We start from the raw sequence: 479 nt of genomic DNA, 5'->3' as shown, positions 1-479 counted from the left end.
TATTCTGGTTTTGCTGATTGCCATCTCCTTAATGAACGGCAACAATAATCCTGCCAAGCCCAAAATCGACCCCAATTCAGAAGAGCATCACCATGAGCAACAAATCCGCCGCAATGAAAAAGCCATTGCCGTCGTACCCATTGCCATTCCGATTACCATCGGTCCCGGCGGTATTTCTACCGTCATCATTTACTCCTCTGCCGCCAAAAATTACAGCGATATTGCCCTAATTATCATCTCCGGCTTTTTGGTCAGCCTGATTTGCTATTTCATTCTGGTCGTGGCCGGACGCATCAGCAAACGCTTGGGCACTACCGGCCTGACCATCCTCAACCGCATCATGGGCATGATGCTTGCCGCCATTTCCGTAGAGATTATTGTTGCCGGCTTAAAATCCATTTTCCCCCAACTGGTCGCTTGAAGTACAATCATCACAATAAAAGGCCGTCTGAAACATTTTCAGACGGCCTCATAAAAAC

Annotated in this window: 1 protein-coding gene; it reads left to right on the top strand. The window is 47.6% G+C overall.

The genetic code is table 11. From position 1 onward, the window contains the following. Positions 1-421 (top strand): MarC family protein (locus ACTHUR_RS19645; RefSeq protein WP_440400469.1); only part of this gene is annotated, 421 nt, incomplete at its 5' end. Positions 422-479 lie beyond the last annotated feature (58 nt).

It is taken from the genome of Neisseria sp. P0021.S007 (genome assembly GCF_051956855.1).
This window is presented reverse-complemented; position numbering and strand designations above follow the sequence as displayed.